This is a genomic window from Chryseobacterium sp. Leaf201, from assembly GCF_001421435.1.
In the GTDB taxonomy this organism is placed as follows: domain Bacteria; phylum Bacteroidota; class Bacteroidia; order Flavobacteriales; family Weeksellaceae; genus Chryseobacterium.
Genome location: NZ_LMKA01000044.1, coordinates 1 through 1580 on the forward strand (window position 1 = coordinate 1; position 1580 = coordinate 1580).

Genomic DNA, 1580 nt, shown 5'->3' on the forward strand with positions numbered 1-1580 from the left:
ATATATTAATCAAAACTTCTTTCATTTATTTTTGTAAATAAAACTATAAAATAATATTTTAATATATAAGCTAAACATTAAAAGTATTCCCACAATATGGGAATCTATAAAAATGCTTTGACATCTTCCAAATTTCTATGTTTCAATTTAGTAAATTGTTAAAAGAATATTTGATGGATGTCCATGCAGAGTAATTAAAATTGATTTATTGTACCTTTGATAGAAATATAACATGAGAACTTAAAAGAATGGAGAAATATTATGTATTTGGTGACGAATCTGGAACACCTTCAAAAAATGATGGCATAAGTCATTTTATTTACGCTTGTGTTCTTATTAAGGAATCAGATTTACAAAAAGCTAGAGAACTTAGAACCTATATCAGCCAGCATTTTCTGGATGGGCATGTAATTAAAGCAAGCAATAGGGCAATAAGTAAAAATTTTTCAAAAAGGATAAAAATTTTGAAATACTTATGCGAGAATCTAGATTTTCATGTACACTCTCTAATCATTGATAAAAAAGCAATATTCAGCAAAGGCTTAGATATTAAAACCAGTTTTATAAAGTTTTTTCAAAGGATTTTACTAAATGATTTAACTGGAAAAGTCTCATCATTCCAAGTTTTTATTGACTCAACAGGAACTGATGAATTTCAAATAAGTCTTAAAAAATATTTAATTACAAAGATTCCTCAGTTTCAAACTAACCTTTTTAGTCAAGAAAATAGTTATCATTTAAAAAGTGATGAGGAGGAGGAGCTTATTCAATTAGCTGATTTAATTTCCAATTCATTACTAATGATTTATTCAGAATCTAAAAGAAATGCTAACTGGGAAGAACTATTTAATACATTGGAGCCTAAATTGTTGCAACCTCTTGTTTTTCCCTACAATTCAATTCTTAATCAAGAAGAGGAAGAAGAAAATTTCAAGGTATCGAAATCAATATATAGTAGTGTTTTAGAAACAATTGAAAGGTTTAAAGAGGGAAATATTGATAAAGTCAAAAGTGCTATAGTAAATCATTTAGTATATATATCAAGAATATTCCCAACTCGATTAATAGAAACTTATGAATTAAAAGATGAGATAAAAAGAGTTCTAAATCTGGAAGTGAGTTTAGAAAATATTAGAATTCATATAAGAGATTTAAGATATAAAGGAGTACTGATTATATCAAAAGCTGGTAAAAGTGGGTATAAAATAGCTGTTAATGAACAAGATATCAGCTCATATTTTCAACATTATCTATCATACATCATTCCAATGCTTGAAAAGGCTAACATTGCCGATGAAGCACTAAAAATCAGCATGGATTCTACTAATTACAGTAAGATACATAAGTTCATTAAAGCTTTAAAAGAACCTGATATATGACTTTTTTAACCTCAACATAGAGCAAGAATCAATGAAGATGCTAATGAATTTCTTAAAAATTTTTAGTATATCAAAAAAAATTAAGAAATTCACGACACAATAACTATGAAGTCATTTAAACTTTTTTAGTTTTATAAAATTTCTTCAGAGCTATTACTATAAAAGCTATGTAATTGAAAGATTTCCAACTTGATACTGTTG

The 1580-nt window shown here is 26.5% G+C and carries 1 protein-coding gene; it reads left to right on the forward strand.

From position 1 onward, the window contains the following. Positions 1-248 precede the first annotated feature (248 nt). Positions 249-1379 carry a DUF3800 domain-containing protein gene (locus tag ASE55_RS03895; RefSeq protein WP_056215839.1) on the forward strand — a complete coding sequence of 377 codons (1131 nt, stop codon included), beginning with the start codon at positions 249-251 and terminating at the stop codon, positions 1377-1379. Positions 1380-1580: the final 201 nt, after the last annotated feature.

Excerpts from the sequence above, each read along its gene's own strand:
- ASE55_RS03895 (WP_056215839.1), top strand. The coding sequence starts at position 249 with ATGGAGAAATATTATGTATTTGGTGACGAATCTGGAACACCTTCAAAA.